This window comes from Mycobacteriales bacterium, from assembly GCA_035690485.1.
Lineage (GTDB): Bacteria > Actinomycetota > Actinomycetes > JAFAQI01 > DASSKL01 > DASSKL01.
Window position 1 is genome coordinate 24,988 of the sequence record DASSKL010000010.1, and the last position, 25,012, is coordinate 49,999.

Genomic DNA, 25,012 nt, shown 5'->3' on the forward strand with positions numbered 1-25,012 from the left:
GTCGTGCGATCCGGGCACGGGAGCGAGCACGCGCAGGCCGCGGTACTCCCCCATCCTGGATCGGATCCCAGGCCTGGCTTCGCGCCGCCGCCCCCCGAAGCGTGCCCGGATGTCCCGATCCGGCCAACAGTTCGGGGACCTTAGCGACCGGCGTGGCGGATTGACAAATCGAGGGTGGGGACAGGAGGGGTGTTCAGAGCCCGAACACGCGTGCGGCAGTGGCCGCGACGGCCGCGCACAACGTATCGGTTTCGACCCCTTTGACCTCGGCCAACGCGCGCACGGTGAGCGGCACGAGGTAGGGCGCGTTGGGCCGGCCGCGGTAGGGCACCGGCGTGAGGAACGGTGCGTCGGTCTCGACCAGCAGCTGGTCGATCGGCGCGACGGCGGCCGCCGCCCGCAGGTCGTGGGCGTTGTTGAACGTGACGTTGCCGGCGAAGCTCATCACGAAGCCGCGCTCGGCGCAGGTGCGGGCCATGGCCGCGTCGCCCGAGAAGCAGTGAAAGACCGTCTGCTCGGGAGCGCCCTCCTCGGCGAGAACCCGCAGCACGTCGTCGTGGGCGTCGCGGTCGTGGATGACGAGCGCCTTGCCCGACTCCTTCGCGATCGCGATGTGCCGCCGGAACGACGCCTCCTGGACGGCCCACTCGGGCTCGCCGGTGCGGAAGTGGTCGAGCCCGGTCTCCCCGATCGCGACGACCTGCGGCAGACCGGCAAGCCGGGCGATCTCGGCGAAGTCCTCCTCGGTGGCGCTCGGCGACTCGTTGGGGTGGATCGCGACGGTGGCGTGGACACCGGCGTGCTGCTCGGCGGTCGCCGCGCACCACTGCGACGAGGCCACGTCGATGCCGACGGTGAGCAGGGGCGCGATGCCGGCCGCCCTCGCCTCGTCGACCGACGTCCGGACGTCGTCGCCCATGAGGTCGAGGTGGCAGTGCGCGTCGGGGACGGCGACGGCCAGCGGCTCCGGCGCGGGCGGCCTCTCGCCCTCGCGCTTGCCTCGGCTCATCCGGCCCGCTCCTCCAGGCGGGCGAGCTCCTCGTCGACGACCGACGGGTCGAGCTTGCGGAACACCGGCGTCGGCGCGGCCAGCGGCGTGCCGGCGACGATCTCGCGACGTTCCCAGGCCGGTACGTCGTCGTAGTCGCCGGTGATGACGGGGTACGGCGTACCGCCGTCGAGGTCGTCGGCCTCGCGGATCTCCGGCGCGGGGGAGAACCGGCCGGTGCCGCCCAGCAGCTCGTGCACCCGCTGCGCGCTGTGCGGCAGGAACGGCGCGAGCAGCGTGTTGCAGTCGCTCACCGCCTGCAGCGCCACGTGCAGCACGGTCTCCATCCGCTGCGGGTCGTCGTTCTTGAGCTTCCACGGGGCCTGGTCGGAGAGGTACTTGTTGGCCTCGCCCACGACCCGCATCGCCTCACCGAGCGCGGCCTTGAAGTGAGAGCCGTCGAGATGCCCACCGACGGTGGAAAAGCCTTGCTGCACCGAGGAAAGCAGGGCGCGGTCCGCGTCGGTGAGGTCGCCCGCGGCGGGGATGGAGCCGACGTTCTTGGCCGCCATCGACACCGACCGGTTGACGAGGTTGCCCCAGCCGGCGACCAGCTCGTCGTTGTTGCGCCGGAGGAACTCCGACCAGGTGAAGTCGGTGTCCTGGTTCTCCGGGCCTGCGGCCGCGATGAAGTAGCGCAGCGCGTCGGCGTCGTAGCGGGAGAGGAAGTCGCCGACGTAGATGACGACCCCACGACTCGAGGAGAACTTCTTGCCCTCCATCGTCAGGAACTCGCTGGACACGACCTCGGTGGGCAGCTGGAGCTCGCCGTAGTCCCCCGGGGTGCCGCCCTTCGCGCCACGGCCGTCGTAGCCGAGCAGCTCGGCCGGCCAGATCTGCGAGTGGAACGTGATGTTGTCCTTGCCCATGAAGTAGTAGGACGCCGCATCGGGGTCGCACCACCACTGCTGCCAGGCGTCGGGGTCGGCCCCGCGCCGGGCCCACTCGATCGACGCCGACAGGTAGCCGATGACCGCGTCGAACCAGACGTAGAGCCGCTTGTTGGGGTTGTCCTCCCAGCCGGGCAAGGGCACCGGGATGCCCCAGTCGATGTCGCGGGTCATCGCCCGCGGGCGCAGATCGTCCAGCAGGTTCAGGGAGAAACGCAGGACGTTGGGCCGCCAGCCGGTGCGGGTGCGCAGCCAGGCGCCGAGTGCGTCGGCCAGGGCCGGCAGGTCGAGGAAGAAGTGCTCGGTCTCGACGAACTGGGGCACCTCGCCGTTGATGCGGCTGCGCGGGTTGATCAGGTCGGCCGCGTCGAGCTGGTTGCCGCAGTTGTCGCACTGGTCCCCGCGGGCGCCGTCGTAGCCGCAGATCGGGCAGGTGCCCTCGATGTAGCGGTCGGGAAGCGTGCGGCCGGTCGACGGGCTGACCGCACCGGTGGTCGTCTGCTCGATCATGTAGCCGTTGCGGTAGAGCGTCTTGAACATCTCCTGCGCGACGGCGTAATGGTTGCGCGTCGTCGTACGCGTGAAGAGGTCGTAGGACAGCCCGAGCGCGGTGAGGTCCTCGACGATCACCCGGTTGTAGCGGTCGGCGAGCGACTTGGGGGTCACCCCCTCCTGCTCGGCCTGCACGAGGATCGGCGTGCCGTGCTCGTCCGTGCCGCTGACCATGAGCACGCGGTCGCCGGTCATCCGCCGGTAGCGGCTGAAGATGTCCGACGGCACGCCGAAACCTGCGACGTGCCCGATGTGCCGGGGGCCGTTGGCATAGGGCCAGGCGACAGCGGTGAGCACGTGGCGGGGCATGCATCCACCCTAGTGAGAGGCGTCCAACCACTTCGGTGGCGCGCAAACACCAGGGATGTGGCTGTCTCGACGTGCGGATCCAACAACACCACTAGTGCCGACGAGGGTGGTCGTTCTTCGCGGCCACGACCGCGGCGTAGACCTCGCGCTTCGGCAGGCCCGTCTCGCGCGCGACCTCGCCGATCGCGTCCTTGCGCGACTGCCCCGCCTGCTCGCGCGCCCGGACGAGAGCGACCAGATCGTCGCTGCTACCGACGTACGCCGCGGCCGGGGCGCCACCCACGACGAGCGTGATCTCGCCCCTGACCCCGGCGGCGGCCCAGGCGGCCAGGTCGGCCAGGCTGCCGCGGCGCACCTCCTCGTAGGTCTTCGTCAGCTCGCGGCAGGCCACCGCCGGGCGGTCGTCGCCGAAGGCCGCGGCCAGGTCGGTGACGGTGGCCGCCAACCGGTGCGGCGCCTCGAAGAGCACCAGTGTGCGCGGCTCCGTGGCGAGCTCGGCCAGCCGCGCGCGGCGCTCGCCGGCCCGGCGCGGCAGGAAGCCTTCGAAGCAGAACCGGTCCGTGGGCAGCCCCGACACCGCCAGCGCGGTCGTCACCGCCGACGGCCCCGCGAGCGCAGTGACCGGCAACCCCTCGGCCGCGGCGGCGGACACCAACCGGTAGCCGGGATCCGACACCGTCGGCATGCCCGCGTCGGTGACGAGGAGCACGGTCGCGCCACCGCGCAGGGCGGCCAGCAGCTCCGGCGTACGCGCCCCTTCCACGGAGTCGTAGTAGGACACGATCTTGCCGCCGAGCGTGACGTCGAGATCCGCGGCGAGGCGGCGCAACCTGCGGGTGTCCTCGGCGGCGATGACGTCGGCGGTCGCCAGCAGGTCGCGCAGCCGCGGCGAGGCGTCGGCCGGATCGCCGATCGGTACGCCGGCCAGCACGAGCCGCCCCGCGTCGTCGCTGCGCATCCGGCCATCCTGCCGCGCCGGCGGTCCTAGCATTGGCCGCGTGGCGACCGGGCTGGCAACGGGGGGCCCCGCGCCCGACGCGACCGCGGAGCTGCCTGCCGCCGACCAGCACGCGCGGCTGGCCCGCATCCGCGCGCGGCTCGTGGTGCCGCTGCCGCGCGACGTGCTGTGGGGGTGGCTCGGCCCGCTGCTGGTGACCGGGCTGGCCGCCTACCTGCGCTTCCACCGGCTCGGCGTGCCGCAGGCGAAGGTCTTCGACGAGGTCTACTACAGCCACGACGCGTGGAGCCTGCTGCACCACGGCGTCGAGCTCAACGCGCACGACAACGGCCCCGGCTTCGTGGTGCACCCGCCGCTCGGCAAGTGGATGATCGCGTTCGGCGAGTGGGTGTTCGGCTACAACTCCTACGGCTGGCGGTTCTCCGCGGCGCTCGTCGGCACGCTGTCGGTGCTGATCCTCGCCCGTACGGCGCGGCGGATGTTCGGCTCGACGCTGCTCGGCTGCCTCGCCGGGCTGCTGCTGGCGCTGGAAGCGCTGGAGTTCGTGCAGAGCCGAGTCGCGATGCTCGACATCTTCCTGATGTTCTGGGTCGTCGCGGGGTTCGCCTGCCTCGTCATCGATCGTGACGACGGCCGGCGGCGCCTGGCCGAGCGTATGGAGGAGTGGCCGGCGTCGGCGCGGGGCCGCGGCCCGTGGCTCGGCGTGCGCTGGTGGCGGCTCGGTGTCGGGATCTGCGCGGGTGCCGCGTGCGCGACCAAGTGGAGCGGCGTCTGGTTCGTCATCGCGTTCTTCCTGCTGGCGTGGGCGTGGGACGCGGGCGCCCGCCGGGCGGCCGGCATCCGCCACCCGCGCCGGGCCGCGCTGCTGCTCGACGGCCTGCCCTCGATCGTCCTGCTGCTGCTCGTCCCGGCGATGGTCTACGTGCTGTCGTGGCTCGGCTGGTTCATGGCCACCGGCGCCACCGCCTGGGATCACGACAAGTTCGTGCACCCGGGGCAGGGCTGGTTCGCGCACGCCGTCGCGGTCGTGCACGGCTGGGTGAGCTACCACCGCGAGGTCTACAACTTCCACGTCCACCTCGACGCGGGCCACCCCTACAAGTCAGAGCCGTGGGGCTGGCTGCTGCTGGCCCGGCCGGTGGCGTACTTCTACTCCTCGCCGGACCTGGGCCAGCTCGGCTGCCATGCTCAGCAGTGCTCCCGCGAGGTGCTCGCGATCGGCACGCCGGCGATCTGGTGGGCGTCGATCCCGGCGCTGCTCTGGACGATCTGGGTGTGGGTCGCCCGGCGCGACTGGCGGGCGACCGCCGTGCTCTGGGGGTTCGGCGCGGGCTATGTCGTGTGGCTGGCCTTCCCCAGCCGCACGATGTTCCTCTTCTACGCGCTGCCCGCCGTGCCGTTCATGATCCTCGGGCTGACACTGGCGGCCGGCTCGTTGCTGGGCCGCGCACGAACGACGCTGCTGCGCAGACGGTGGGCCGCGGCGGCGGTCGGCGCCTTCGCCCTGCTGGTCGTGGCGAACTTCTTCTACCTGTATCCGATCCTCGCCGCGAAGGTCATCCCGCAGAGCGAGTGGCACGACCGCATGTGGTTCCGCCAGTGCACGAGCGCGAGCAGCGACCACACGGTCGAGGTCGCGCCCTGCTGGATCTAGCCCGGCCGGCCGCCGGCGGCGAGGTTCGCCACTAGCCGACCACCATCAGCACGTTGCTCTCGTGGTCGCGAAGCCAGAACATCGGGGGCACCGGACCGCCCATGCGCTGCACCTCGGCGTCGACGTCGACGCCGGCCCCGCGCAGCTGTGCGTGGTAGCCGTCGACGTCCTCGGTGTGCAGGCTGATGCCGGTCTCCCGGCCGCCGGTCTTGGCCTCCGGGTGCGGGGGCGCGAGCGCGATGGTCGTCTCCTGACCGGGCAGCCCGACCTCGATCCAGCGGTCGGGGCCGGGGCCGAACGGGATGTCCACCCGCTTCTCGAAACCGAGCTTGCCGACGTAGAAGTCCACCGCGGCGTCCTGGTCGGCCATCGGGACGATCACCGTCGCGATCTTGCTGGCTTGTGCCATGGCTCCTCCTGCTCGTCGAAGCTGTCCGCAAGTAGACGACGAAGCGCGGCAGAAGTCATCGGGCTCGGGGTACGCCGGCAGAAGACTTACCTCTGCGCCACCCTGGACCTGGCACGGCCCGGCTCGGGTCAGAACCGACGTGCGGGTGGTGGAGCTGAGGGGATTTGAACCACTCGTCGCTCGCTTCCTACCTGCGACTATACGCAAAGTCGCAGGTCAGCGCGGTGGTCGTGAGCAGCCGGCGGTCGTTCGACGCCGTTGTACGCCGTGCCGTTATGCCCCGGGGCATAACGGATGATCTTGTTGCGGGGCGGCGAGACGTCCGATCGTCCGTGCGTTGATCAAGAGAACGGCATCATTCAGAACCCGGCGCGTCGGGGGTCAAACCGAGCCGGTGCCCGGAGCCGCGCAGCCAGTCAATGACCCGCGCCCGAGCAACCCCGTGTCCGGCCGGCAGCAGCGCGGCGCGGTCCAACAGCGTGCCGAGATCGGCCAGGCGGGCCTCGAGAAGCGCATAGGCAAACGCGAAGTCCTTCTCCCGGTGTGCCGCGAGCTTCGCGACAATCAGGTCGTGTCGCTCCAGGCACAGCGCCGTCGCCGGCTCGGCCGCTCTGGCGTCGAACCGCACCAGTCGCTCCCGCCAGCCGACGGGCAAGATCGCCGTGCTCACGTCGACGCCCTGGGCGTAGTAGGCGAACGTCTGGTGAAACGACGAGAGCTCGCCGATGGCGCCGTCGACGAGGTTGGCCTTCGCGGAGTCGTCGTCGTCGAAGAAGGCAAGATCCGCTTCGACCGACAGCCACGCGATCTCTGGCAGATCGTCCTCGCCGAAGGTGCCGAGGATCGCCTGTGAGCCGAGGACGAGGATGTCGGGGTCTCCGGCGACGCGAGCTGCCGCGCGGAGCACGTGCGCCAGCTCCTCGCGTCTCACCGCACCTTCGGCGAGTTCGCCGCCCCCAGCACCCGACGCCGTTCCTCCTCGGACAGCACCCCGGCGAAGGGGTTGTTCTGCCGCAGCTCGCGGGATCTGGGCGACGGTGAGGTCAATGCGGTCAGCAGCTCGGTCAGCGGGCCTTCCAGCAGCCGCTCCCACTCCCGCATCCAGATTCGCGCGGCCCCACGCGAGGAGGACTCCCGCATCCGGCGCAGGTTCTCGCGAGCCAGCGCCCGTGCGCTGTCCGGATCTTCCGCTATCCGGCCGGCGATCGCATGCGCCAGCAGCAACGACCGCACCTGATCGCGAGTCATCCGGCGTGCACCTGCGGCAACCACGTCGACGTCGCGCTGACGGACCCGACGGTGCTTACCCACCCATGAACACGGCAGGACGCCTTGGTCGCACAGGTCAACGACGTGCTGGCGGGACACGCCCAACCGCGCCGCGGCCTCGCCAGTGCTCAACAACTCCTCGCCAGTGTCGGCGGCCAGGCGTTCGGCAACGGTCCCTCTCACGGCAACTACGCTAATGCCTAACCACCAAAAACACAATGATGGAGCGGCGATATTGGGTTTTGATCGGGTCGCAGGCACCATGCACGGGCGTCTGTCGAAGCCTGCGGCAGTAGCGGACGCGCACAAGGTCAGGACAGATCCAGATCCTGCTTCATCGCGGCCAGCTCATCCGCCGCCGAGAGGCGCAGCAGATCGTCCTCACGCTTGTGCCGCAGGAGGCTGTCCACGAGGACGCGCCGATGAGTCCCCACCATCCGATAGCCGATCTTGCCGTCGTTCAGCAAACCGATGAGGTAGGGGCGGGAGACGTTGAGCAGGTCGGCGGCCTGCTGGGTGGTCAGCTCGGCCGTCGATGGGACGACGGCGACCCCGTGACCGGCAGCCATGTGCGCGAGGATCCGCACGAACACCCTGAGCGCTGCCGCGGGCACGAGCACCGTCTCCCCGTCGTCCTCCTCCACCCTCAGGTGGATCGACTCGGGCAGCCGCCGGTGTCGGGTGAGGTAGGACTGCAGCGCCGGTAGGGCCTCGGCAGCACGCGTGGCGTCGTCCTTGCTCGGCAAGATCGTGTCGAGCGCTGCGGTCATGACTCACCTCCTCCGCAGTCGCAGTATCCGCAACAAACGAAACAGACGCAATGACGCGTCCGCCGCGATCTTCAGGGGCCATCGGCACCCAAGCAGCCCCCGCGGCCACCGTGCTCGAGGCCGCCAACCCGAACGGGAGTGGGTCCGGCGCTTCCCCCCGGGAGGCGAGACACCGGCCCCGTATCGGAGATACCGGGGTGTGTTCCGTCTGGTTTGTGTCCTGGGTCAGGTTCGTTGGGTCACATGTTCTTGGTGATCTCGTTCGCGTTCGGGATCTTGTTGTCGTGGGTGTTGGTGTCGTGTGAGCCCGTGATCGCATTCTGGAGATTGTGGTCACTGGCGACTCCTGTGCCGAGATTGGCTCCCTGCACTCCTTCCGCGTCGATTCCGCCAGGCGGAACACCAGCCCCACTCGGCTCGCTCGAGCTTCGATCAGTCCGCGGCCCGCGCGGGGACGCAGGCGGGGACGTCAGCGGGGACGCGGGCGGGGACGCGTGTCGGGTTGCCGGACAAGGTGTTGGCCAAGGATCTGGACAAGGTCGTCACGCCTGACGAGCAGAATCCGGGGCGCTTTCGGCTTGCGGCCAAGGGTTCGGATAAGGATCTGGACAAGGTACGGGCGCCAGAGTCCTCGCCGTGCAGACGGACCGGTGGCCTGATTTCAAGATCCCCCCACGCTCGAAACCGGCCCCGGGGGCGCCGGCGGGGACGTCGGCGGGGACGCCCCGAGCTTGCAATGCGCGCATGGATCTCGACCCCGGTGCGCCCACCCGCCGTCCCCGCCCGCCTGCCGCCCCCTCCCCGTCGACCCGGGCTACCGCTGCGAGGGGTGGGCGGCGGTGATCTCGGTCGAGATGCTGACCGGCGGACCCGGCGCGGGGGACTACTACCTGCGCCGGCAGGCGGACTGCGCGGCTGACTACTACGTCGGTCGGGGCGAGTCGGAGGGCGTGTGGGTAGGTGCCGGCGCCGAAGCGCTCGGCCTGACGGGTCCGCTGGGTCCAGGCGGCGAGCATGTGCTGCGAGCGATGCTCGCCGGCCGCGCTCCGGACGGCCAGGTGTTGGTGGCGGCGGTGCTTCGGGCGGTTCCGGCGTCCCGGCTGCCCGCCGGCCCACTCGTGGAGGCGGTCAGGGCGGTCGCGATCGGCCAGCAACTGACCCCGTCCGAAATCCTGCCGCGGACGCCGGATGCGCGGTACCGGGTGCTGGAACGGCGGATGGACGGGCCGCGTGGCGCGACGGCGACCGTGGGCGCGGAGGACGCCGAGCGGCTGTGTTCGGCGGCCGGCCTCGACCCGGTCGCGGTGTTCCGGGCGGCGGACGGCACGGACCGGTTCAGCCCGGCGCTCGCGGCGGCCGACGGCCGAGTGGACATTCGCCGCGCTGGGATCGACGTGACCATGTCCGCGCCCAAGTCGGTTTCCGTCCTCTACGGGCTCGGCTCGCCGGCGGTCGCCGGGCAGGCGCGGGCCGCCCACGACGCCGCGGTCGCCGAGGCACTGCGCTACCTGTCGCGGGAGGCGGGGCACGGGCTGCGCGGGCATCAAGGTGATGGGCGGCGGGCGGCGCGCATCGGCACCGACGGGCTGATCGCGGCGGGGTTCACCCACCGGACGAGCCGCGCGGACGACCCGCAGTTGCACACCCACCTGGTCATCCCGAACGTCGTACGGGGTGAGGACGGCCAGTGGAGCGCGGTGGACTCCCGGGCGGTCTACCGGCACGCCACCACGGCCTCCTACCTGTACCAAGCAACGTTGCGGGCCGAGCTGACCCGCCGGCTCGGCGTCACGTGGACCGCCCCCAAGCGGGGCATCGCCGAGATCGTGGGGGTGCCGGCTGGGCTGCGCCGGCTCTTCTCGACCCGCAGCGTCCAGATCAGCACCGAACTGGCCCGAACCGGCCGGGACGGCCCCGCTGCGGCGCAGGTCGCCTGCCTGGCCACCCGCCCCGCCAAGTCCCACACGCCGGAGGTCGCGCTACGGGAGCGCTGGCAGCTGCGCGCCGCCGAGGCTGGTCATCCGGGCGAGCAGCTGATCGACCAGACGGTCGGCCGGCAGATCGAGTTGCCGGCGTTGCCGACGTTCGCCGAGATGAGCGACAGGCTGGTCGCCCCGACCGGGCTGACCTCGATGCAGACCAGCGTGGACCGCCGCGATCTGCTGCAGGCCGTCTGCGAAGAACTGCCGCCCGGCGCACCGGTCTCCCTCGAGCTGGTCGACGCCTACGCCGACGCCACCCTCCGCTCCACGGAGTTGGTGCGGCTGGCAGGCGCCGCCGCGGTGGTTGAGGATGGGCCGCGCTGGTCCACAGCTGAACTGCTGGCCACCGAAAAGCACGCCTTCACCGTCGCCGCCACGCTCCGTGCCGCCGCCCCCGCCCGCCCGATCCGCTCTATCGCTTTGCGCGGCCTCAATGGCGAACAGGCGGCGCTGGTCCGCGGATTGCTCGAGCATACAGGCGGACTGACGATCGTCGTCGGCCCGGCGGGCGCCGGTAAGACCGCCGCGCTGAAGACCGCCGTCGAGGCATGGTCCGCGGCCGGCGTACCCGTGCACGGCGCGACGGTCGCCGCGCTCACCGCCCGCGAACTATCCCGGGCCACCGGCATGCCCACAACTACGTTGACCCGCCTGCTTGCTGACGCCGACCGGCCTACCGCCGACGGTCACCCTCCGGCAGGCCTGCCGGCCGGGTCGGTGCTGGTCGTCGACGAGGCCGGCATGGTCGACACCCGCACCCTCGTCCGGCTTCTCGACCACGCCGCGGCCAGCCGAGCGAAACTCGTGCTGGTCGGGGATCCGGCCCAGCTGCCGGAGATCGGCGCCGGCGGGCTGTTCACCGCGCTCACCCGCCATCCCGACACCATCCGGCTGCAGGGCAACCAGCGGCAGCACCGACTGTGGGAACGGGTCGCGCTCGCCCAGCTGCGCACCGGTGACATTGCCGGGGCCCTGGATGCCTACGAGGCGCACGGGCGTATCCACACGGCCCCGACCGCGGTCGACGCGCAGGTCGAGATCGTCAGCGACTACCTCGCCCTCCGGGACCAGACAGTCCATCCCGACCGGGTGCTCATGCTCACGTCCACCCGCGCCGACACGTGCGAGCTCAACGAGCTGACCCGCGCCCGGCTGCGCGCCCACGGCCGGCTCGCCGGCCCCGCACTCACCGTCATGACCGCTGACGGGGACGTACGTGACTTCCAGGCCGGCGACGAGGTGGTGGTCATCCGCAACGACCACAGCCGGGGGCTGCTCAATGGCACCCGGGCCACCGTCACCGCCGTCGACCCCCACGCCCAGTGGCTCGCCTTGACCACCCGCGACGGCGCCGGGCACACCGTCGGCACCGACTGGCTACAGGAGGATCGACTCGCCCACGGTTACGCGCTCACCGTCCATAAGGCCCAAGGCTCCACCGTCGACCACGCCCTGCTCTACGGCACCGGCGCCCTCAGCCAGGAAGCCGGCTACGTCGCCCTGTCCCGTGGCCGCGAGAGCAACCACCTCTACGCCGCGAACCCCGACCTCGACGAGCTGTACGCCGTCGAGCGGCAAGTACCGGACTGGCTCGCCGACCGGCTCGAACAGTCAGCCCGGCAAACGCTCGCCCTCGAGCAGTACCCGGACGGCGGATCTCATCCGGACGGGCTGTTCGACTGGCTGCGAGATGACGGGCGCGGCCACGACCTCGGGATCGGCCGATGAGGCTGCTGACCATCCCCGAAGCGGCCACGGAGCTGCACGTCCCCGAAGGCTGGCTGCGCAAGAAGGTCACCGCTCGCGAAGTGCCCTTCACCCGCCTGGGCAAGCACGTCCGCTTCACCGACGACCAACTACGCGCCATCGTCATAGCCGGCGAGGTACTACCGATTGTCGTACCCGCCAGGCAAGGCCTCAGCCGGCGCGCCAGGAAGCTCGCATAACATGCTCGGCCAGTTTGCAGGACCCTGTCGGTTCCTTGAGGGTGCACTCGGAATTGGATCCGGACACCACTGTTGCGGTGTCCGGATCCAATGGCCGGATTGCTACGCCCTACCAGTTGGGTGAGTGTGCACTCTCAGATGCTGGCGCACGCATCGCCGCGGTCGTAGTACGGCGACGGCGTTTCCCACCAGGTCGCGTCCCACACGGTCGAGTAGTTGACTGGGCCGTAGACGACAACGACTTGTTGCCCGTACGTCACGTTCGTGTCAGACGAGTTCGCGCCTCCGGTTCCTGGGTGACAGGACGTTGCGCTGATTCCTTCGTTGGACACGGACACATGGCCCTGGTCGACCCAAGATCCCAAGTACGTGTAGGTGCCCTTGATGTAGTTGGATCCGCCGACCAAAGTCGTACCCACGCATATGGTGCCGCTGGACGTAGTGGCAGCACAGGCTGAGCCGACAGGAACAGACGCCGGGGAAACCTGTGTCGGCGACTGCGTCTCGGACGGGGATGGGCTAGCACTTGCTTGATCCGCAGACGGGCTAGCACTCTCTTGCGGCCCAGACGCGGAAGAGTTGGAATTCGCTTGCGCCCCCGAGGGCACTGGCACCGACTTCGGATCGCAACTGATCACACCGGCGACGGCCAAGGTCGTTATGTCCGCAGGCATGCCCTTGATCCCGCTGGCGCCGCTAACGGGGATGTACTCGAGGTTCTCAAGGTGGCAACCGGAGGGAGCAAGCTCGTCCCATTTCGCGCTTCGCATGCTTGCTTGCTGGTCGGCTGCCCAGGCTTCCCACGCGCTTCTCGGCGCTGCTGCCGACGGCGCGGCCGGAAGTGGGTTTGCGTCCACGCTGGAAACAGGTTGCCCCGTTGGCGTCGGAGGCGAACCATCTGCAGCCGCGGGTGCAATGTCTGCGCCTCCCACGAAACCCAACGCGACGGCGAACGTGACTACGAACGACTTGCGACGAGCCACTGCAACCACCCCCTTCTTGTCAACAATTGGACTTAGGTGTCTCAACTCGATGGACGAGTCTCTGGCGCGTTCAGCGTGATCGGGCCTGGCAGCGCGGCAACGGCGATGCTGTCGTCGAGTCCCCATTCCAGTCGGGCACTTCCCTGGCCGGCGGGGACCTCGATTTGCATCGCGAATGTGGCGCTGTCCCCGGCCTTAATGCCGTTTGTCTCGTCGCAGTTGAGGCGGTACTGGCCGACGGTGGCGTCAGTTGGCTGGTCGTAGCCGGCACCCATGTATTGGGTGTAGATCGGACAGCGGTTGAAGATCACGTCCCGATCGGACGGATTGTGGAGGGTAACCGTGTAAGTGACCGTGTCTCCGCTGGTAGCCGCGCGGGGAGCGCTGATCGTGATCACCAAGCCGTTCAACTCCGAGGTGGCCGCCGCGGGCGTGGTGAACGCGCTGTACGTGAAGGCCGTATGCCGAAAACCGTTGCACGGAGTGTCGGTCGCAGCGGGGAAGGCGATTGTCACCTCGCCGCCCCCCGGGGCCGGCACCCGGAAGGCTGTCGCGGTGGCATTGGATTCGCCAGAAGGCATTGGGGGCAACGTGTCGCACTCGTCTGAGTAGCTGAACACGATCGCCGCACGCTCCCCAGGCTTTAGGTTTGCCGGCGGGGCGGTGTGCACATGAGGGTCAGCCGTCACGGTCGTCCCGCTGACCCGACCACCGCCGGTCAGTTCCACGCTTATGTCAGAGGCATAGCCGGACAGCGTGCAGGGCTGGCTGCCACGATTGGTGAACCAGAGCAGAAGGCGATGATCGTGAACACCAAGGCCCGCGTCGACTGGTTCGGCGCGACCTTGCATTTCCGCGGCGCCGCAGGCTGGATACTCGGCCGAGTTGTCGACTTCTACGGGCTGGTTGACCCATGGCGCCGGCTGCGCGCTTCCCATACGGATCGGGACCGGCTCAGTAGAGTGCCCGGCGAGGCTGTAGGTAGAGAGGACGGCGACGACGGCGGTCGTCGTGGCCGTCGCCGTTAGAACCGCGACAGCGCGGCGAGAGCGGCGTCGGCGGTCGATACGCCGGTGCAGTTCTTCCAGAAATTCCCCCTGTACCGCAACGACGGGAACGTCTTCGAAGGCACGAACTAGCTCACGTTCTGCATCGTTCATTTCGGTTGCTCCGCTTCCCGCAATGGCGAGCCGAGCCGTTCTCTTAGCGTGCGCAAGGCCTTGGCCGACTGGCTCTTCACGGTGCCGACGCTGCATCCCAAGGCCGCTGCGGCCTGTTGTTCGGAGTAGTCAGCCACATAACGCAGCGCCAACACCGCTCGCTGACGCGGAGGCAAAGCGGCGAGCGCGTCCCACACCTCGAAACTCCGGCCGACCGGCTCATAGAATTGCTCCGGAACTACGGCGACCAGGCGTTCCAAGCGGCGACGTCGCCACCAACTGATCCTCTGGTTCACCATGACCTGACGGACGTACCTGGCCGGGTCCCCGCTTGCGAGCACACGAGACCACCGGGTCCCGACCTGCAACAGCGCTTCCTGCACCAAGTCGTCGGCATGCGCGGAGTTGGCGGTCAGCGCATATGCGAAGCGAGAGAGTTCCGGCATACGGACACGCACGAACGCGTCGAACGACGCTCGTTCGTCGGCGTCCACGCTTCACCACCTTCCGCCAGTAGCACGCACGAGGAGGTGGAAAGGTTGCCCGGGCCGACCAGCAGATTGGGCGACAGGGTTGCCGGACCAGGCAAACGTTCCTGAAAGCGACCTCCGTAGTCAGGTGTACGGCCCCCGACTCCGGGCCGAATCGCCATTGTCAGTCAGACCGGGCATGCTGCGCCCGAACGAGGAATGGCACCCCTATGCCGGCTTCTCCTCAAGCACGAGCACCGCCGCCTCGACGCTGTCCCCTCCGGTTGCGGTGACCACCTTGCGACCGCCGAGTGCCCGGTCGATGGCGAGGTCGGCTATCTCGTGGGTCTGGAAGAGCAGCCCACCGTAGACGTCGACGGTGATCTGGATGCTCTTGTGGCCGAGCCGCTTCTGGATCACCGGCAGGGGGACGCCAGCCGAGATCAGCCAGGCGGCGTGCGTGTGCCGCAGGTCGTGGAACCGCGGCGTCTTCGCCAGTCCTTTGGCCTGCGCGGCCTTGATCGCGCGCTGCCATCCGCCGTACCAGTTGCCGTGCACCCGCCGGCCGCCGCCGCGGGCGCTGAACACCAGATCGTCCGGGCCTCGACCGGCCACGACGCGGCGCAACGCCTCGACGACGCGCGGGGCCAGGGTGATGCGCCGCCGGGACTCGCGCGTCTTCGGCTTGCCGATGTAGGCGACGCCGTGCTGCCCGAGCGCGAACTCGCCCCGGCCGTTGCTCTTCCAAGCCCGGCGGATCGTCAGCATCGCCGGTGAGCCGTCGATGTTGAGGTCCTTGACCTTGAGCGCGGTGAGCTCGCCCCAGCGCAGCCCCGTGCCCACGGCGACAGTCAGGAAGTCGCGGTCAACCTCGGGCATGCACGAGCGCAGGAGCGCGAACTCCTTCTCGGTGAGGAAGACCTTGTCCTCGTCGTCCTCAGTGTCGTCGTCGGTCGGCGGCAGTTTCACCCCTTCGCAGGGGTTGCGGCCGATCAGGCCCTTCTCCACCGCGCTCTTGAGCACGGCCGCCAGCAGGCCGTGGTAGTTGGCGATCGTCTTCGGGCTGGCGCCGGCCTTGCGCCGGGCGACGATCCAGTCGCGGTCGTCGTCCGACGTCAGGTTCTCGATCGTCGGCTGGCACCGCTTGATCTCGGTGAGCCAGCCGTCGAGCGACGTCAGCTGCTGGACGTACTTCGTCTGCGTGTCCGGCCCGGCGCTGGTGAGCCGGCGGACGTACGCCGTGCCGAACTCGAGTAACGGGCGCTCCTCCGCCGGCTCCTCCCACGCCTCACCGAAACCCATGCCCTTGACCCAGCCGTCCGGCCACCGCTGACCGGCGGCGTCGACGAGCGCCGCGAACTTCAGCGCCGCCCGGCGGTCGGCGAACGTCTCGGACTGCCATGGTGCGCCGCGGCTGCCACCGAGCAGCCACTGCACCTTGTAGGTGCGCTCGCCGGACTTGTGCTTGCGCGTGACGACGCTCGCCATGACCGCCTCCAAGATCAACCGTTATGCCTCGGTTATGCCTCGGGAGCGACCGTAGAGCGGCCCTGCGACAGTTTTCGCAGGTCAGAGCCTTCGTGCGGGTGGTGGAGCTGAGGGGATTTGAACCCCTGACCCCCTCGATGCGAACGAGGTGCGCTACCGGACTGCGCCACAGCCCCGCGGTGCTGTCCAAGTTACACGAACGCGGCGCCACCCCTGCGTGGACGCAGCGGCGTCAGTCTCCGACTGCCCGACGTTCGACGATCTGGTCGAGCTCGTCGTCCTCGTCGTCCCAGCCGTCGACCTCGACGGCAGGCTCGTCGTCGAGGAACGCGTCGCTCCACGCGCCAGGTCGGGTGAGGTCGATGACCGGCATCGCCGGCGGCTTGAGCGTGTAGGTCGGCGGGGGCACCGGCACCGGCTGCCAGCCGTCGGTGCCGGTTGCGCCCTCCTCGATTACGCCCTCTGCCACCATCGGCTCGACCGTAGACACCTCGGTGGCGGCGGCCGGCGCGTAGGCCGGGACCTCCGGCTCCTCGGCCGGCACCGGCGGCGCGGGGCGTGCCGGCGCGGGCCGCGCCGGAACCGGACGAGCGGGGGCGCGGCGCATGGGCCGGCGGGCGGCGGAGCGCGCCTCGATCCGCAGGTGCGCGACGTAGGCGACCAGCAGCAGGTCCACCAGGAGCTGCACCGGCAACGGCAGCACGCCGACCGCGACGAGCACCAGCGACAGGAAGACCAGCGACACCAGGACGAGCAGCACCCGGCGCCGGCGAGCCATCAGGCCCCGGCGGGCGTCGGCCGGCCGGGCCGGCCGGGATGCCGCGACCGGCGGTCGTGCCCCGGCGGGACGGGAGGCCGGCCGGGGCTGCGGCGCAGGCTCCGGCCGGGTCTGGCGGGCCCGGCGAGCCGGGTCGGACGCCCCCGAGACGTGCCAGGACATCGCGTCGGGCAGGCGACGGGGCATGACGACGTACCTCTTCGACGTGGTGGACCGGGACGCCATCGGGATGGCGCGCCGGGACAGGACCCGCATCGCAGCGGAGAAGCGGTCGGCGGACCGGGCCTCGAGAGAGGCGTCGTGTCGCCGGAGCCACATGGGGACGAGAACCGCCGCCCACATGGCCACGATCGCGGCGTAGATCAGCCCGCTCAGGACAGCCTCCAGACCCTTGTACCTACCGCCGCTGAACGCTAGTCAGGCCCTCCGCGTGCGGCACGCATCTGGCCCGGTGTGTCGCCGGGTTCCTCACCGGCCGAGGGGACAACGGCGTCGTATCTCGGCTGGTTCCTCATCCAGCGACCGATCAGCGCGCCGCGGCGGCGAGCGCACGGGAAAGGAGACCGGCGGGTGCATCTTCCACCGTGACCGCGTAGCTGATGTGGTCGCGGTAGGCACCGTCGATGTGCAGGTAGCGCCGGCGCAGGCCTTCCTCGCGGAACCCGAGCTTCTCGACGACGCGGCGGCTGGCGGCGTTCTCGGGCCGGATGTTGGCCTCGACGCGGTGCAGACCGGCCCGCTCGAAGCAGTGGTCGACGGCGAGGGCGAGCGCGATCGGCATGATCCCGCGGCCCGCCACGGCCGAGTCGATCCAGTAGCCGGCATGACCGGAGTTCAGCGAGCCGCGCACGATCGTGGCGATGGTGACCTGGCCCACGAGCCGGCCGTCGAAGAGCAACGCGAAGGGCAGCGCCGATCCCTCGCGGCCCTTGCGGTTGAGGTCTCGCCGCATCGCCAGGTAGACCGTGGCGCTGGGGTCGGATCGCCCACTCTGGCCCGGCGGGGTCGCCTCCCAGGGCCGCAGCCAGTCCTCATTGCGGCGGCGCACGTCGACCCACTCACCGGCGTCGCGCAGCCGCATGGGCCGGAGGGTGACCGGGCCGTGGCCGAGGCGCGCCGGCCATCCCGCCGCCACGGGTCAGTGGTCCTCGCCGTGCAGCTGCGCGACGGCGTGCCCGATGACCGGCGCGAGCACCGCCATGCCGTCGCGGACGCCGCCGGTCGAGCCGGGGAGGTTGACGACGAGCGTGCCGGCGGCGACACCGGCGACACCGCGGGACAGGATCGTCGTCGGGATCTGCTCGCGGTTGTACTGCCGGACCGCCTCCGCCAGCCCGGGCGCCTCCTTGTCGAGCACGGTGCGGGTCGCCTCCGGCGTGACGTCGCGCGGTGCGAACCCGGTGCCTCCGGTCGTGACGCAGACGTCGACCTCGTCGGCGATTGCGCTGCGCAGCGCGGCCACGATCTCGGGCACCTCGTCGGGCACGACGACCACGTCGCCGACCTCGAATCCCTGGTCGCGCAGCAGGCCGGCGAGCAGCGGTCCCGAGGAGTCGTGGCGCGCGCCACCGTGCGAGCGGTCGGAGACCGTGATCACCCGGGCGGTGGCGCCGGCAGGAAGTCCTTCGCTACCCATCCCGCCTCCAGTCGCCGCTCTTGCCGCCGGTCTTCTCCACGACGCAGATGTCGGTGACGACCGCGGCCGGGTCCACCGCCTTCACCATGTCGACGAGGGCGAGCGCGGCGACGGTCACCGAGGTGAGCGCCTCCATCTCGACGCCGGTGCGGTCGGCGGTGCGCACGGTAGCGCTGATGTCAACCCCGTCGTCAGCGACGTCGAGGTCGACAACGACCCCGTGCACGGCGATCGGGTGGCAGAGCGGCACCAGGTCGGGCGTGCGCTTGGCGGCCATGATCCCGGCGATGCGGGCGACGGCGAGCGCGTCGCCTTTGGGCACGCCCTCGCCGCGGAGCAGCTCGACGACCCGTGGCGACACCAGCACCCGGCCCCGCGCGGTCGCCGTGCGGACGGTCACGTCCTTGGTGGCGACGTCGACCATGCGGGCCGCGCCGGTCGCGTCGACGTGGGTCAGCCGCTTGCTCATCGCTGCCTTCTCTCGAGCATCAGGCAGTCAACCGCCGCGCCCGCAGGTAGCTCGGTCGTCTCCTCCGGGACGACGACGAGCGTGTTGGCGGCGGCGTAGTCGGCTAGCAGGTGCGAGCCCGGGCCCTCGAAGGGCGCGACCACATAGGCGCCGTCCTTGACCCGCAGCCGGCCGCGCGCGAACTGCCGGCGGCCCGCCCCCTTGCGAATCGGGCTCTCGAGCTTGGCGCGCACCGTGGGCCGCTGGATCGGCTCGGTGCCGAGCATGCGGCGCAGCGCGGGCCGCACGAACACCTCGAAGGAGATCAGCGCGCTGACCGGGTTGCCGGGCAGCCCGAAGAACGGCGTCGCCTCCGGTCCGACGGTGCCGAACCCCTGGGGCATGCCGGGCTGCATGGCGACCCGGTGGAAGCCGACGGTGCCGAGCTGGGACAGCACCTCTTTCACCACGTCGTAGGCGCCGGCGCTGACCCCACCGCTGGTGATGATGCAGTCGGCGCGGATCAGCTGGTCCTCGAGCGTGTCGCGGAACTCCCGGGGGTCGTCGGTGGTGATGCCGACCCGGAACGCGATCGCGCCCGCCTCCCGGGCCGCGCAGGTCAGCCCGTAGGAGTTGGAGTCGACGATCTGACCGTGGCCCAGCGGCGTACCCGGCTCGACCAGCTCGCTGCCGGTCGACAGGATCACCACACGCGGGCGGGGGCGGGCCAGCACGCGGGCCCGGCCGACCGCGGCGAGCAGGGCGACCTGCGCGGCACCGAGATGCGTGCCGGCCGGCAGCACCTGCTGGCCCGCCGTCACGTCCTCGCCGGCGCGGCGGATGTGCGCACCCTCCGGCGGCGTACGCCGAATCGCCACGGTCGCGATGCCACCGTCGGTCCACTCCACCGGGACCACCGCGTCGGCGCCGGGGGGCAGCGGCGCCCCCGTCATGATCCGGACGCACAACCCGGGCTGCACCGTGTAAGGGGTCGCGCTGCCGGCGGCCACGTCGCCCACCACCGGCAGCATCGTCGGGGACTCCTCGGAGGCACCGGCGACGTCGGCCCGGCGCACGGCGTAGCCGTCCATCGCGGAATTGTCGAAGGGCGGCAGCGGGTGGCTGCTCGTGACGTCCTCGGCGAGCACGCACCCGTGCGCGTCGAGCAGCGAGAGGTCGAGCTCGGACAGCGGGGAGACCACCTCGAGGATCTCCTCGAGGTGCTGCTCGACGGTGCGCTGCGGCGGGGCGTGCCCGTGGTCGCCGTGCGGTGGGGAGGTCACGGCCGCACCGGCTCCTCGTCGCCACCGGCCAGCCGATCCGGCAGCCATTCCTGCAACCAGGCAAGGAAATCCGGCCCGAGATCCGGCCGGTCGGCGGCGAGCTGCACGACCGACCGGAGGTAGTCGCCCTTGTCTCCGGTGTCGTAACGACGCCCTCGGAAGACCACTCCGTGCACCGGGCCGGCGCTCTTGCCGTAGGCCTCGATGGCGTCGGTCAGCTGGATCTCGCCGCCTCGGCCGGGTGGGGTGCTGCGGATGACGTCGAACAGCTCGGCGGCCAGCACGTAGCGACCGATCATCGCGAGGTTGCTCGGCGCCTCGGCCGGTTCGGGTTTCTCGACCATGCCGGTGACCCGGACGACATCGGCCTCGCCCGTCGGCGCGGTGGCGGCGGCGCCGTAGAGCCGGATCTGCTCGCGGGGCACCTCGAGCAGGCAGATGACGCACCCGCCGTAGCGCTGCTGCACCTCGATCATCCGCGGCAGCACCGGGTCGCGCTCGTCGATGAGGTCGTCGCCGAGCAGCACGGCGAACGGTTCGCCGCCCACGTGGTCGGCGGCGCAGAGCACGGCGTGGCCGAGACCGCGCGGGTCCTGCTGGCGCACGAAGTGGACGGTCGCGAGGTCGGTCGCGGCGCGGACCCGCTCCAGCAGGTCCTTCTTGCTCGGCTGGCCCTCGAGGGTGTCCTCCAGCTCATAGGCCCGGTCGAAGTGGTCCTCCAGCGCGCCCTTGTTGCGCCCGGTGACCATGAGCACGTCGGCGAGGCCGGCGCGGGAGGCCTCCTCGACGACGTACTGGATGGCCGGCTTGTCGACGACCGGGATCATCTCCTTCGGGACCGCCTTGGTCGCAGGCAGGAACCGCGTGCCGAGACCCGCGGCGGGGATCACCGCCTTGCGGGCGCGCGCCGGGCTGCTGCTCATGAGCCGGACCCTAACGGGGCGCGCTCAGCGCCGCTGTTGCTGCTGTGCCGGAGCCCCGCGGAGCGTCGCGTGGGGCACGGCCACCCGCCACTGGTCGCGGCCCTCGGTCTTCGCGGCGTACAGCGCCTCGTCGGCGGCCCGGATCAGGCCGGGCCCGTCGGCCGCGTGGGTCGGGTAGGTCGAGACACCGACCGACACGGTGACCCTGATCGCCGGCTGGTCGTCGCCGTGACCGTCGAACGACCGGTTGCGAACGACCTCGCAGATGCGCTCGGCGGACGTCGTCGCGCCGGCAGCGCCCGTCTCGGGCAGCAGCAGCACGAGCTCCTCACCGCCGTAGCGGGCGACGACGTCGACCTCGCGGATCACCGAGTGCACCCGGGCGGCCAGCTCGACCAGCACCGCATCACCTCGCTGGTGGCCGTAGGCGTCGTTGACGTCCTTGAAGTGGTCAAGGTCGAGCATGAGCAGGCTCAGCGGTCGGCCGAACCGGGTGGCCCGCTCGATCTCCTGCTCGAGGGCCATCTGCAGGTAGCGGTAGTTCCACAACCCGGTCAGCGGGTCGGTGATCGAGAGCCGCTGCGCCTCCTCGTGCAGCAGGACGTTCTCGACGGCGACGCTGGCCTGCGCGGCGAACGACCGGATCGTGACGAGGTCGCCCTCGCGGAACTCCGACGACCCGTCGGGGTCGTAGAGGTTGAGCACGCCGACGACACGTTCCCCGCTGTGCAGCGGCGCAGCCAGCACCGCCGCCGCCTGTGGCTCCTCCGGCGACAGCACCAGCTGCCCGGGCCCGACCCGACCACGCAACGGTTCGGCCCGCACGGCCACCCGACCGGTGACACCGGAGCCGAGGGGGATCGAGAGCGTCTCGCCGACACCACGCGGTCCGAGGCCGACGCCGACCGCGAGCTCGAGCCGGCTGCGATCGGGCGAGACGAGCAGCACCGCGCCCGCGGTGGCGTTGGTGGTCGCCATGGCCGCCTCGAGGATCACGCCGAGGATGCGGTCGAGGTCGTGGGTGCTCGACAGCGTGTCGCCGAGCCGGGAGAGGTTGCGCCGCAGCTGGTCGCGACTCGCGACCAGCGCACGGATGTGCGACTGCAGCTTGTCGGTCATCTCGTTGAACGCCACGGCGAGCATGCCGACCTCGTCCCGGGAGCGCACCGGGATGCGGGTGTCCAGGTCACCGCCCGCGACCCGGCCGGCGGCGTCGGCGAGCTCGACGAGGGGACGCGTCGTCAGCCCGGCCAGCAGCCACGCGACCGCCGTCGCGACGAGGAGCGCCACCAGCAGCACCACCGCGACCACGGCGACCAGCCCGCTGCGCCCGGGTTGGGCATCGCTGACCACGACGAGCGGCCCGCCGGGCACGCTGTGTGCCGCCGTGACGATCTGGCCGCCGGCGTGCACGGAACCGCTGGCGGCCACGGCACGCTCGGCGACCGCGGCGACCTGCGCGGCGCGCCGCGGCGGCAGCGTGCTCGCCACGGGCTCGCCCCGGGAGACGATGGTCAGGGCGGTGTCTGCGCCACCTGCCAGCGCGCGGAGCCGCTCCCGCGGCAACGGCACCCCGGCGACGACGGTCCCGCGCGCGGAGCCGTCGGGGTTGTGCAGCGCGACTGAGGTGACCAGCACGTAGCCACCGGCGCCACGACCCGCCACGCAGGAGCCGGCCGGAGCCGCGGCGCCGACGGGGCCGCCGCCCGGGAGCTGCGGCACGGTGCCGCGCTCGGCGACGACGCGGCCGGCCGGATCGAGGACGGCGGCGTAGCCGACGACCTGCCGGTCGACGACGTCGGCGACCGCGGCCGACGTGGTCGCCGTCGGTAGCTCGTGCGCGACGAGGTCGGCGCCGACCTGGGCGGTGCGGCAGAGGTCGCCGACGACCTCGGTGATGGCGGCCCGGCCGGCGGACAGCCGCTCGTCGACCTGGCTCTGCAGCGCGGAGGGGACCCGGGTGAGCATCAGGACGGCCCCGGCGGCGACGGGCACCAGCACGACGAGCACGAACGCCAACCACAGCCGGGCGCGGAGGCTGCTCACCGCGGGAACCCTTCGTCGACGGCCCCCCGCCAACTCTGCTTGCGCTGCGCTCCCCCGCCGTCGCGCTGCGTCATTGTGGACCGGTGCCCGCCACCCCGCCAACCGCCATAAGTGTGGTGAAGTCACGCCTGCGGGCGCAGCTGCTGGCGCGGCGGGCGAGCAGGTCGCCGGCGGAGCGTCGCGCCGCCGCCGCCGGGCTGGCGCGCCACCTCGACGCCCTGCCGGAGATCGGTGCCGCGCGCTGCGTGACGGCGTACGTCGGAGTGGACGACGAGCCCGGCACCGGGCCACTGCTCGACGAAGCGGCGGCGCGCGGCCTGGAGGTCTTGCTGCCGGTGGCCCTCCGGGGCGGGCGCCTGGCCTGGGCGGCGTACACGGGAACGGCCGACCTCGTGGCGGGACGGTTCGGCCTGCGCGAACCGGCCGGCCCGCGGCTCGGGCCGGAAGCCGTCGCCGAGGCCGACCTGTTGCTGGTGCCGGCGCTGGCCGTCGACCGCGCCGGGCACCGGCTGGGCCGGGGCGGCGGACACTACGACCGGTTGCTGGCGAGCCTGGCGCAGCCGGCGTACGCGGTGGTCTTCGACGACGAGGTGCTCGACGCCGTGCCCGTGGACGCCCACGACCGGTCGGTCACCGGCGCCCTCACCCCGTCAGGCTTCGTGCGGCTAGTGAAGAGCTGACCCAGCGAGCCAGTCGGCCCAGGACATGTTCCAGTCGGCGGTGCCGGCGTCCCAGCGCACCGGCAGGCGGGGGGTGTTGAAGATGTCGATGATGTCGCCGCGCTGGGAGAAGTTGTAGAACCACTCCGCGTCGGACGGCGCGAGGTTGACGCAGCCGTGGGACACGTTGGTGTTGCCCTGGTCCGCCACCGACCACGGGGCGGAGTGGACGAACGCGCCGCCGTTGGAGATGCGGACGTCCCACTTGACCGTCTCGTAGTAGCCGTCGGGCGAGTTGCGTGGGATGCCCACCGTCGCGGAGTCCATGATCACCGTGGGCGCCTTGTCGAGCGCGATGTGGACGCCGCCCATCGTGGGCCACTTGTCCTCGCGGCCCGCGCTGATCTTGAACGTCTTGACCAGCTTGCCGTTGGCGAAGACCTGCATCGAGTGGTTCTTGACGTCGACCTTGCTGACGTGGGAGTCGCCGATGCGGTAGGTCGCGGTGTGCGCGTCGCGCTCGCCCCAGACCCCGTCACCGAGGTAGAGGTGCGCGAGGTTGACGCCGAAGGTCACGGTCGTGCCGGGCGCCCAGTAGTTCTGGGGCCGCCAGTGGATCTCGGTGCCGCTGATCCAGTGCCACGAGCCCTCGACGCTGGGGCTGGTGCTGATCGTCAGCCGCCGCTCGACGTCGGCCTTCTCGCTGTCGGGCACGGTGCGGTTGAAGGTGACGATCGCGGGCTGGCCGATGCCGACCACGGCGCTCATCGCCGGGTTGAGCACCGGCCGCAGGTGCTTCTCGGAGTCGGCGACCAGCACCTTGAGGTCGTCGGTGTGGCTCTTGCCGCGCAGGTCCTGGTAGGCGACGTGGACCGTGTAGGTCTCGAGCGGCTCCAGCGTGTTGCTGCTGCGCCACTCCGACCCGTCGGCCGTTGCGTGACCCGGCAGCGCCTGGCCGCCAGGCCCGGTGACCGAGGTCGAGGTGATCGCGGCGTGCTCGGCGACCAGCCGTAGCGGCTGGTCCCACGGCACCTGCCCCTGCGCGTTCTGCAGCGCGACGACCAGCTTGGCGGGGGGCGGCGGCAACGGTGACAGCTCGGCGGTGCCCTGTGCCGCGGTGACGCTCCCGGGCTGAGAGCCGGTGCCCAGCGTCTCGTAGGCCGCGACCCCGCCACCGGCGACGGCAAGGACGGCGACCGCAGAGGTGAGGGCGGTACGCAGACGCACGGGGCTGCTCCGGTCGACTCGGTGGGGCAGGCACATGATGCCCGGCGGGGGTGCCGGTCATACGACTAGACGCATGAGGTGCCAACAAGGTTGCCCGACCGGTGCATTCCGCAGCATCCGCCGC

22 protein-coding genes and 1 tRNA gene are annotated in these 25,012 nt (G+C 71.1%); 4 read left to right on the forward strand and 19 right to left on the reverse strand.

Annotation, left to right across the window (positions count from 1 at the left end; genetic code table 11):
- Window positions 1–193: 193 nt before the first annotated feature.
- From VFJ21_01955 to rsmI, 3 genes are all read right to left on the reverse strand, one after another.
- Window positions 194–1,009 (reverse strand): TatD family hydrolase, encoded by an 816-nt coding sequence (locus tag VFJ21_01955; protein HET7405887.1) that lies wholly within the window; start codon window positions 1,007–1,009, stop codon window positions 194–196.
- Window positions 1,006–2,799 carry a methionine--tRNA ligase gene (gene metG, locus VFJ21_01960; protein ID HET7405888.1) on the reverse strand — a complete coding sequence of 598 codons (1,794 nt, stop codon included), beginning with the start codon at window positions 2,797–2,799 and terminating at the stop codon, window positions 1,006–1,008. Before metG ends, VFJ21_01955 begins: the two co-directional genes overlap by 4 nt.
- A 91-nt stretch (window positions 2,800–2,890) precedes the next feature.
- The gene (rsmI, locus tag VFJ21_01965; protein ID HET7405889.1) at window positions 2,891–3,757 is read right to left on the reverse strand and encodes a 16S rRNA (cytidine(1402)-2'-O)-methyltransferase; all 867 of its coding nucleotides are present in this window, start codon (window positions 3,755–3,757) and stop codon (window positions 2,891–2,893) included.
- Between the two features lie 40 nt (window positions 3,758–3,797).
- On the opposite strand from rsmI, the gene VFJ21_01970 reads away from it, so the two are divergent.
- Entirely contained in the window at window positions 3,798–5,411 is a 1,614-nt protein-coding gene (locus VFJ21_01970; GenBank protein ID HET7405890.1) for a phospholipid carrier-dependent glycosyltransferase, read from the forward strand.
- A 31-nt stretch (window positions 5,412–5,442) separates the two neighbouring features.
- On the opposite strand, the gene VFJ21_01975 is transcribed toward VFJ21_01970, so the two are convergent.
- The 4 genes from VFJ21_01975 to VFJ21_01990 form a co-directional block, all read right to left on the reverse strand.
- Entirely contained in the window at window positions 5,443–5,820 is a 378-nt protein-coding gene (locus VFJ21_01975) for a VOC family protein (protein ID HET7405891.1), read from the reverse strand.
- 355 nt (window positions 5,821–6,175) lie between these two features.
- Entirely contained in the window at window positions 6,176–6,751 is a 576-nt protein-coding gene (locus VFJ21_01980; protein HET7405892.1) for a hypothetical protein, read from the reverse strand.
- Entirely contained in the window at window positions 6,748–7,272 is a 525-nt protein-coding gene (locus VFJ21_01985) for a helix-turn-helix domain-containing protein (GenBank protein ID HET7405893.1), read from the reverse strand. Before VFJ21_01985 ends, VFJ21_01980 begins: the two co-directional genes overlap by 4 nt.
- Window positions 7,273–7,400: 128 nt before the next feature.
- Complete coding sequence (locus tag VFJ21_01990; protein ID HET7405894.1) at window positions 7,401–7,859, reverse strand: helix-turn-helix domain-containing protein; 459 nt, start codon at window positions 7,857–7,859, stop codon at window positions 7,401–7,403.
- 839 nt (window positions 7,860–8,698) lie between these two features.
- Here VFJ21_01990 and mobF point away from each other — a divergent pair.
- Together mobF and VFJ21_02000 are read left to right on the forward strand one after the other, a co-directional pair.
- Window positions 8,699–11,569, forward strand: a complete 2,871-nt coding sequence (gene mobF / locus VFJ21_01995) for a MobF family relaxase (GenBank protein ID HET7405895.1) — start codon at window positions 8,699–8,701, stop codon at window positions 11,567–11,569.
- A complete protein-coding gene (locus tag VFJ21_02000; GenBank protein ID HET7405896.1) occupies window positions 11,566–11,787 on the forward strand; it encodes an excisionase family DNA-binding protein in 222 nt (73 codons plus the stop codon). Before mobF ends, VFJ21_02000 begins: the two co-directional genes overlap by 4 nt.
- 1,024 nt (window positions 11,788–12,811) lie before the next feature.
- Here VFJ21_02000 and VFJ21_02005 read toward each other — a convergent pair.
- From VFJ21_02005 to VFJ21_02055, 11 genes are all read right to left on the reverse strand, one after another.
- Window positions 12,812–13,930 (reverse strand): DUF4232 domain-containing protein, encoded by a 1,119-nt coding sequence (locus VFJ21_02005; protein HET7405897.1) that lies wholly within the window; start codon window positions 13,928–13,930, stop codon window positions 12,812–12,814.
- A complete protein-coding gene (locus VFJ21_02010) occupies window positions 13,927–14,424 on the reverse strand; it encodes a SigE family RNA polymerase sigma factor (protein HET7405898.1) in 498 nt (165 codons plus the stop codon). The genes VFJ21_02005 and VFJ21_02010 overlap by 4 nt, the downstream gene beginning before the upstream one ends.
- 204 nt (window positions 14,425–14,628) lie before the next feature.
- Entirely contained in the window at window positions 14,629–15,888 is a 1,260-nt protein-coding gene (locus tag VFJ21_02015; protein HET7405899.1) for a site-specific integrase, read from the reverse strand.
- A gap of 99 nt (window positions 15,889–15,987) precedes the next feature.
- A tRNA-Ala gene (locus VFJ21_02020) sits at window positions 15,988–16,064 on the reverse strand.
- A gap of 56 nt (window positions 16,065–16,120) precedes the next feature.
- Window positions 16,121–16,852, reverse strand: coding sequence for a hypothetical protein (locus tag VFJ21_02025; protein ID HET7405900.1), 732 nt, complete (start codon window positions 16,850–16,852; stop codon window positions 16,121–16,123).
- Between the two features lie 340 nt (window positions 16,853–17,192).
- Window positions 17,193–17,801: a GNAT family protein gene (locus VFJ21_02030; GenBank protein ID HET7405901.1), complete on the reverse strand. Its 609-nt coding sequence runs from the start codon at window positions 17,799–17,801 to the stop codon at window positions 17,193–17,195.
- A gap of 3 nt (window positions 17,802–17,804) precedes the next feature.
- Complete coding sequence (locus VFJ21_02035; protein ID HET7405902.1) at window positions 17,805–18,302, reverse strand: MogA/MoaB family molybdenum cofactor biosynthesis protein; 498 nt, start codon at window positions 18,300–18,302, stop codon at window positions 17,805–17,807.
- Entirely contained in the window at window positions 18,295–18,771 is a 477-nt protein-coding gene (gene moaC / locus VFJ21_02040) for a cyclic pyranopterin monophosphate synthase MoaC (protein HET7405903.1), read from the reverse strand. The genes VFJ21_02035 and moaC overlap by 8 nt, the downstream gene beginning before the upstream one ends.
- On the reverse strand, window positions 18,768–20,033 hold the full coding sequence (gene glp, locus VFJ21_02045; protein ID HET7405904.1) for a gephyrin-like molybdotransferase Glp: 1,266 nt from the start codon (window positions 20,031–20,033) through the stop codon (window positions 18,768–18,770). Before glp ends, moaC begins: the two co-directional genes overlap by 4 nt.
- Window positions 20,030–20,956 (reverse strand): UTP--glucose-1-phosphate uridylyltransferase GalU, encoded by a 927-nt coding sequence (gene galU, locus VFJ21_02050; GenBank protein ID HET7405905.1) that lies wholly within the window; start codon window positions 20,954–20,956, stop codon window positions 20,030–20,032. Before galU ends, glp begins: the two co-directional genes overlap by 4 nt.
- 24 nt (window positions 20,957–20,980) lie before the next feature.
- Window positions 20,981–23,002: a diguanylate cyclase gene (locus tag VFJ21_02055; GenBank protein HET7405906.1), complete on the reverse strand. Its 2,022-nt coding sequence runs from the start codon at window positions 23,000–23,002 to the stop codon at window positions 20,981–20,983.
- Window positions 23,003–23,115: 113 nt separating this feature from the next.
- Between VFJ21_02055 and VFJ21_02060 the strand changes: the two genes are divergently transcribed.
- Window positions 23,116–23,682 (forward strand): 5-formyltetrahydrofolate cyclo-ligase, encoded by a 567-nt coding sequence (locus VFJ21_02060; GenBank protein HET7405907.1) that lies wholly within the window; start codon window positions 23,116–23,118, stop codon window positions 23,680–23,682.
- Here VFJ21_02060 and VFJ21_02065 read toward each other — a convergent pair.
- Window positions 23,668–24,888, reverse strand: a complete 1,221-nt coding sequence (locus tag VFJ21_02065; protein HET7405908.1) for an Ig-like domain-containing protein — start codon at window positions 24,886–24,888, stop codon at window positions 23,668–23,670. The two genes, VFJ21_02060 and VFJ21_02065, sit on opposite strands and share 15 nt — an antisense overlap.
- Between the last annotated feature and the right edge of the window lie 124 nt (window positions 24,889–25,012).